Annotated in this window: 7 protein-coding genes; 5 read left to right on the top strand and 2 right to left on the bottom strand. The window is 39.2% G+C overall.

Features of this window, described 5'->3' with window-relative positions:
* Positions 1-154: 154 nt before the first annotated feature.
* From H4J50_RS17765 to H4J50_RS17750, 4 genes are read left to right on the top strand one after another with little or no spacing between them, the layout of a single operon-like run.
* A complete protein-coding gene (locus H4J50_RS17765) occupies positions 155-1747 on the top strand; it encodes a DUF4331 domain-containing protein (protein ID WP_108456825.1) in 1593 nt (530 codons plus the stop codon).
* A gap of 8 nt (positions 1748-1755) precedes the next feature.
* Positions 1756-2301 (top strand): Ig-like domain-containing protein, encoded by a 546-nt coding sequence (locus H4J50_RS17760; protein ID WP_310733281.1) that lies wholly within the window; start codon positions 1756-1758, stop codon positions 2299-2301.
* A gap of 36 nt (positions 2302-2337) precedes the next feature.
* Entirely contained in the window at positions 2338-3507 is a 1170-nt protein-coding gene (locus tag H4J50_RS17755; RefSeq protein ID WP_259366293.1) for a lipopolysaccharide assembly protein LapB, read from the top strand.
* A 56-nt stretch (positions 3508-3563) separates the two neighbouring features.
* Positions 3564-4673: a HupE/UreJ family protein gene (locus H4J50_RS17750; protein ID WP_182257536.1), complete on the top strand. Its 1110-nt coding sequence runs from the start codon at positions 3564-3566 to the stop codon at positions 4671-4673.
* Between the two features lie 217 nt (positions 4674-4890).
* Here H4J50_RS17750 and fur read toward each other — a convergent pair whose 3' ends face one another.
* Positions 4891-5334, bottom strand: coding sequence for a ferric iron uptake transcriptional regulator (gene fur / locus H4J50_RS17745; protein ID WP_108456822.1), 444 nt, complete (start codon positions 5332-5334; stop codon positions 4891-4893).
* Positions 5335-5545: 211 nt separating this feature from the next.
* On the opposite strand from fur, the gene H4J50_RS17740 reads away from it, so the two are divergent.
* Positions 5546-6004 (top strand): DUF4442 domain-containing protein, encoded by a 459-nt coding sequence (locus H4J50_RS17740; protein WP_108456821.1) that lies wholly within the window; start codon positions 5546-5548, stop codon positions 6002-6004.
* Positions 6005-6150: 146 nt separating this feature from the next.
* Here H4J50_RS17740 and hflX read toward each other — a convergent pair whose 3' ends face one another.
* A complete protein-coding gene (hflX, locus tag H4J50_RS17735) occupies positions 6151-7539 on the bottom strand; it encodes a GTPase HflX (RefSeq protein ID WP_108456820.1) in 1389 nt (462 codons plus the stop codon).
* Positions 7540-7926: the final 387 nt, after the last annotated feature.

Raw genomic sequence — 7926 nt, 5'->3', positions numbered from 1 at the left:
AATTAACATATACTTAAGTTTTTATACTTGGATTTAAAAATATAATTGCAAATTAAATGACTTTTTTTGAATCCAATACTGATTTTCAACCGTTTAACTATATGAGCTTTCAAGAAAGTAACCATTAAGAAGTATAAAATTAAAAGGAAACGTCATGAAAAAATTTAAAATAACGCTTATAGCCTCAGTAATAATGAGTGCAACTTTGTCTCAAGCTGTTTCAGCATCAAGTCATCGTGAAGCACCAAATCTTACGCGTATGCCAACAGTAGATTCCACAGATTTTTACGCATTCAATAGTTATGAAGAAGGTCGTGGCGATTACGTCACGTTAATTGCAAATTACATTCCTCTGCAAGATGCTTACGGTGGACCAAACTATTTCGCTATGGATCCAGCAGCATCTTATGATATTCATATCGATAACGACGGTGATGCAGTAGAAGATATCACCTTTAGTTTCAATTTTAGCCAAATGTTAGGTAACAATAATGCAGGTATCGCCTTAATGGTAGGTCCTGAAGGTGCAAAAAAATCAGTTGGTGTACCGCTTAAAAATGTTGGTGGCATTAGCATGGCGGATCAATCTGCGGCTAACTTCTCTGAGAGTTATACGGTTAAAATGACTTCTGGACCTATGGGAGAAGGCACTGCCGTTGATGTTACTAATACCACTTCTGGCGGAGCAAGTTTTTCTAAGCCTTTAGATTACATCGGTAATAAAACATTCAGCAATGAAGCGCAGTACATGGCTTATGCAAACAGCCATATTTATACAGCGGCAATCCCAGGTTGTGATGCACCGGCAAAAGTTTTTGTTGGTCAACGTAAAGATGCTTTTACCGTTAACTTAGGTAAAGTATTTGATTTAGTTAATTTCGTTCCTGTTGAAGGCGATAGTGCTCCGGGTGCAGGCGATGCCGCTGGTTTCCCAGGTGGTATTACACAATCTGCTATGAATGATGATTTAGCCGATAAAAATGTGACCAGTATTGCTATTGAAGTACCTACCGCTTGTTTAACAGGTGACGGTAATGGTGTTATTGGTAGCTGGACTTCTGCAAGTTTACCGCAAGCTAGAATTTTAAACCCAAATGCTAGTTTCGATAATACTGAAGTTAATGGCGGAGCAATGACACAAGTTTCACGTCTTGGTTCTCCTTTAGTAAACGAGCTAGTGATAGGTATTGCGGATAAAGATAAATTTTCAACGTCTCACCCGAGTAATGATGGACAGTTTGCTGATTATGTTACGCATCCTACATTACCTGAGTTGCTGAATATTTTATTCAAAGATGCGGTGAATACTACGCTTGGTGCCAACATAGAAACCTTAGCGCCAACTAACTTCCCACGTGTTGATTTAGTTACTGCATTCTTGACGGGTTTTCCTGGTGTGAATCAAATGTCGACAGTTACTGCCTCTGAAATGTTGCGTTTAAACACTGGTATTGCCGCTGTTTCCGCTGACATGCAGTCATCATTTGGTGTTGCTGGTGACGATTTAGCTGGTTTCCCAAATGGCCGTCGTCCAGGTGATGATGTGGTTGATATCGCACTTCGTGTTGTGATGGGTCGTTTATGTTACCCAATTCCGGTTAATGGCACTGATACTGATTTAGGTTTATGTGCGCCTGAAGATGCAAGTGTTGGTAATGTATCTTTTACTGATGGAGCTCCTAGTAATGCATCTATGATAGGAACAAGTTTTCCATACTTAGCTATGCCTTTACCAGGTTCTGAATAAGGAACACTATGATGAATTATCGTAAACACAATACAGCATTGAAAACCAATGCACGTCGTCCACTTAAGTTGTTAGCCCTGAGTTTGGGCGCTACATTAGTGCTTGCCGGCTGTAACGATGGCTACAAAGAAAAAGCTGAGGAGCCTAACGCCGCACCTACAACTATAACGGTTGATTTGATTACGCAAACAGAAACACCTATCACTGATATGTTAAGTGCTTCTGATGCCGATGGCGATGGCTTAAGCTTTAGCTTAGATCAACAGGCAATGTTAGGAGTGGTAACTGTCGCAGGCAACGGTGGCTTTACTTACCAGCCTAATGATGAAGTTACAGGTAGTGATAGCTTCACCTTTTCGGTAACTGATGGCGTAAATGCTCCCGTTACTGGTACGGTTAACATTACTATTGAAGCACTTGAAGTGTCTTTTGCTGCTTATAGTCGTGCAGCCTTTAATCAGCAATCAACGGATAAGCCACTATCGACAAATGGTCGTGCGTTTATTCAAGATGTTGAAGATCCAACAGCATACGACGACTTACTTCCACAGTAATATAGAGCTTGACTGCGCCAAGGAAGGCGCCCTTTTATGGATGATAATATGCCAATACTAAATTATATAGCTTATCGCATTAAAACGCTGAACAAACGCTTCAAAAATAATGTCATGAAGTTATTGCTAAAACGCTACAAAAGTTTATTGATATTGGCTTTTATTTCCATTGTAAATCCTGCATATTCAAACAGCTACATTCCCAAATCAGATCAAAGTATTGTTGCTCGTTGGACAGTACCTAAACCCGCAGAACAACCTAAAGTTTTTATCGCTCAGTTGATCAGTGATGCAAGTAAACCTGGTTTAGCAAGCCGATATTATGGTCGAGCCAGTGCATTGCTTAAGCCTTTAATCGCAGCAGAGCCAAATGATATAGAACTACAGTATTATTCAGCCAATGTATTACAGCATTATCATCAATTTGATCAAGCTCAGCAATTACTCAGCCAAATACTACTAAAAAAACCTGATCATGTTAGTGCATGGTTAATGAAAGCTAATATTCATATGGTGCAAGGTGATTTAGCCGCAGCCAAACGAGCTTGCTTACAAGTGTTAGGGCAGGGTAGCCTTTTTATTAGCAGTGTATGTGTATTGGAAATTAATGCTGAACAAGGGCAAGTTGCACAGAGTTATAAGCAGTTAAATCAACTAGTCGATGTTGCTGGAGAAATTCCGCGAGAACAAGCTATCTGGTTGAATCAAATTTTAGCTGACTTGGCTCAACGCCAACATTTACCCGAACAAGCCATTAAGCATTTGTCGGGTTACCCGCTAGCGCAAATGCCAATCAGTTATTTAGCCTTGTGGGCAGATATTCATTTAGAACAACAACATGAAAAAATTGTATTAGATAACCTTGGGCCTATTGTGCTGGCCAGCGACAGTTTTGACGATGCGTTATTATTACGACTTGCTTTAGCAGAACAAAGTCTTAATTTGCCGCTTGATTCAGTTCTTAACTCAAACCATAATGCGGAAAGCAAAGCATGGCAACAGCGACTAACACAACGCATTGAAATACGCCTGCAGCGCAATGATACAGCACATGCTGCCGATATTGCCCGATATTATTTAGATATTTCACCCGATGCGAGTAAGGCGTTACATTGGGCAAAAATTAATTGGCAACAGGCTAAATTAGGCCCAGATAAACAGATACTTGAGCGGGCTAAAGCAGCACAGACATCCTTGGAAATATAACCCAGGTATTACCTTTACAACTTCTCAATCCAATAATTAGAATAGTGAGTTCAAATATGTCGCAGTGGTTAAAAATATGCTTTGTTGTACTTTTACTTATATTGACCCATTCGGTCGCCGCTCACCAATTAAGCACCAGTTACATTATTGCCGAAATGGACGACACAGGTCGCATTAATGGCGAATGGCAATTGAGCTTAACAGATTTAGAATTAGCCGTGGGCTTAGATTTAAATGCGAACGGTGAGTTAACTTGGGGTGAAGTAAAAAATCGCCAAGCTGAAATAGCTGGTTACTTAGCAGAGCATTTACTACTCAGTCGAGACAACCTTTTATGTAACCTTAGTTTTAACGCTGTAGAGCGGTTACAAGATCATGCTAACGAAGCCTTCGCTGTAACTGACTTTTCAGGTCAATGTGCGATCAGCGGACCACTCACTGTAAAATACAAGGCAATATTTGCCTTAGACAGTAGCCATGAAATGTTATTGAATATTGGTGATGGCAACAATATGCACAGTTTTGTTTTAGACGATAACACTCAAGAGGTCACCTTAGATTTAAAAGAAGGTAGCTGGCAGACAACGTTCACACAGTTCGTTTATCAGGGAATGATCCATATTTGGATAGGCATAGATCATATTCTATTCCTGTTGGCGCTATTGTTACCGGCGGTATTACAGCGTAAAGACAATCAATGGCAAGCGATAACAAGTGTTAAAACTATTTTAACGAATACCGTTTGGATTATCAGTGCGTTTACGTTGGCACATTCTCTAACATTAACCGCTACCGCATTAGGTTGGTTAACGCCGAGTAGTCGCTGGGTGGAGTTAGGCATAGCTATTTCTGTTTTATTTGCGGCATTAAATAATATTTGGCCGATTGTTTTACGTTTAGCTTGGCTAACTTTTGCTTTTGGTTTGTTACACGGAATGGGCTTTGCTGGGGTACTTGGTGAACTCGGTTTGCCGGCAGATCAACAACTGCTAAGTATTTTAGCTTTTAATTTAGGCGTGGAAATTGGGCAATTAGCGATACTTGCGATATTGTTGCCAGTGTTGATTTTATTGCGTAACACCAAGCTCTATAGTAAAGGCATTATGCCCGTTGGCTCATTGTTAATTGCGATGATGGCAGTGCAATGGAGTATCGAGCGTTGGTGAGTTTAGCTCTGACTAAACTTATAAAATTTTAACATAATAAAAGTAAGCTAATGTAGTGTCAGCCCAACGAGTAAACTCAGTAATCGTTACTCGAGAGTAATATAAAAATTAAATTCACATGTGTAACTGTTTTAGATGTAAAAAAAAGTTTAGATGTGAAAAAAAGCCCTAGTTAATTAAATAACTAGGGCTTTTTTCATATAAGGTATTTGTAACTTTAGAACTGTGCTTTACGGTAAGCTTCGCAAGCTTCCTCATCTTCACATTCGCCATACAAGTATAAACTGTGGTTGGTGAGTTTTACTTTATGTAACTTGGCAACATCTTCTTGGCGTTGTTCAATAACATCGTCTTCAAACTCAATAACTTTACCGCAGTTTAAACAAACCAAATGGTCATGGTGTTTCTTATGACTAAGTTCAAATACAGACTTACCACCTTCAAAATGGTGACGAGTTACAATCCCTGCATCATCAAATTGGTTTAACACGCGATATACTGTCGCTAAGCCAATTTCTTCATTATGCTCAAGCAAAATTTTATATACATCTTCAGCGCTGATGTGTTGGTTATTTGGATTTTGTAAAATGCCCAAAATTTTAATGCGCGGCAGAGTAATTTTTAGTCCGGCTCTTTTTAGTTCTTCATTTTGTTCAGGCATTAATTTTAATCTCTACATCAGCGTTCAATTTATGGAAAATTATAGGGGGTTATGCGCTAGGTTGAAAGAGCTAGTTGTAAATGATTGTCTATTTTACTGGTTTTATTGGCCTAACACGTCATAATACTTTTTCTGGTCTGATGAGTGTGATGTTATAAACCATACGGTTTATATGGGTACTTAGACAATAACAGCTTTTCAAGGAAGTAATATGTTTAAAAAAGCTTGGCAAATGAAATTACTTTTAAATATTTGGCCGCCTTTCCTATTTACAGGAATTCGGGTTTTAGAGGTTTCTGACGATTTTCGTAAAGCTAAAGTGCGCTTAAAACTCAACATGTTTAATAAAAATGCTGTTGGCGTACATTTTGGAGGATCATTATATGCCATGACAGATCCTTTTTGTATGTTATTGGTTATGTCACGCTTAGGTAAAGATTATGTTGTTTGGGATAAGTCAGCTGATATTGACTACATTAAACCAGGTAAGGGCACAGTGACTGCCGAATTTATCATTACCGATGCGTTTATTGAAGATATTTTGGCGCATACAGCTCAAGGTGAGAAGTACCTGCCTGAAATTCCCGTTTACGTTAAAGACGCGCAAGGTGAACTTGTCGCTAAATTGAATAGAACATTGTATATTCGCAGAAAAAAAACAGCACAATAACCACGGCTATATTTTTAATAGGCTTAGGCTAAAATAAGTTGATTAGGAGGGAACAGAGTCACAATTGACTTATGTGCCCCTCTTTATATCGTATAAGTCTTTACTAGGCATTATGCTGTAATTAAAGACCTCAAAGTCGTTACAAACTACTTATCATCTTCTAAACTTAACATGCGTTTTTTTAACCTGTCTAAATCTATAGCTTTTGAGCGCACGGTGAGCTTAATATGGCTATATTCGTATTCTTCCTTGGTAACACTCATGCTTGATCTAATTTCGCCTATAATACCTTTAGCGGTATAGGGAATAATGATTTCATCTTCAATCATCTCTTCCTGTGCCGTATTAACAATATATTGATGTAACTTACTAATATCAGCTGGATTGCGAGTAGATGTCATCATGGCATCAGGAAATTCTTCCATTAAAGCTTGTTTTTGTTCTGCGCTTAGTTGATCAGATTTATTCAGTACCAATAATTTCTTACTATCTTCGACGCCTACTTCTTCAAGTACTTCATGCACCACATCAAGCTGCGAACGAAAACCAGGATCTGAAGCATCAACCACATACAACAATAATGAAGCATCATGCGCTTCGGCTAGGGTTGAATGAAAAGACGCGACCAAGTCGTGCGGTAGCTTTTTGATAAAACCTACGGTATCTGACACGAGTATTCTAGGTTGAACCGTTGGGTACAACGCACGAACGGTAGTATCAAGTGTAGCGAATAGTTTGTTTTCACCTTCGACATCACTGCCTGTAATCGCTCGCATCATTGATGACTTTCCTGCATTGGTATAACCAACTAGCGCGACACAAAAAAGCTCTGAACGTTGGGTGCGTCGGCCTTTCATTTCATGTTGAACGCTGACTAATTCGCGCTTAAGGTCTGCAAGTTGATCACGAACAGCTCGGCGGTTTAGCTCAAGGTTCGTTTCGCCTGCACCTTTACCCATTTGACGATCTCTATCGCCAGACGATGTTTCACGAAGGCGCGGTGCGACATAATTAAGCCGAGCAATTTCCACTTGTAATTTCGCCGTTTTGGTACGAGCATGGCGACTAAATATTTCAATAATAATACCGGTTCGATCAAATACCTCTACGCCCAATTGGTTCTCTACATTACGGAGTTGGGATGGGCTTAAATCGCAATCAAATACCACGACATCAGCACAGGCAAACGGCAGGTTTTCTGACGGAATATCTGAAGGCATAGCTGTAAGTAGTGTTTCATCGACTACTTCTTTTGGTACGTCATTAGATAAGTCATCTGCTGCTTCAATTTCTTCAACTTCACCTTTGTTACCGGTAAGGTGCGCTATTTCAGCAAGCTTACCTAAACCAAGTACATTAACTTTATTCGTTGAACTCAATTTTTGCGACTGTGTGCCAACAACCTTAAACCCTAAAGTTGTTACTAAACGCGCCAGTTCTGCCAGTGACTCTGTTGCTTCATCACCTTTAAACTGCGGTGTGCAAATCGAGATGAGTAATGCGTGATTGAGTGATGCTTTTGCTGTTAGTTGCATAATTTTTTATATAAGTGCACTTGACGTGCAAACCTAAATTTTTGTCTAAAGTAAGTTCATCCTACGCTGTTATAGATAAGCTTTATAGGGTAATCGCGGACTAAATGGAGAGTTTATTTTAGTTAATGGTAAATCGTCGATATATTAGGCTGGCAGGCAACTCAAGATGAATGACATTTAAGTCGAAAATGCTGCGATATTATTGAAATTGATAAAGCTTGTGGTAAAGGAAAAGTTTAATTTTTTCCGCGTTACTACATTTAATACTCAAGTTTCGGGGTTCACTTTTAACCAATAAAAGTGAATTATCCCTCATTCTAAGGCTTCTTGCCGCAAAGTAAAATTATCCATTTGCATGACTTGCGTAAAAAAATCGACAACCGTCTG

The organism is Colwellia sp. 6M3, assembly GCF_014077595.1.
Lineage (GTDB): Bacteria > Pseudomonadota > Gammaproteobacteria > Enterobacterales > Alteromonadaceae > Cognaticolwellia.
Note: the sequence above shows the minus strand (reverse complement) of the source record. Positions and strands in the feature narration are given on the sequence as shown.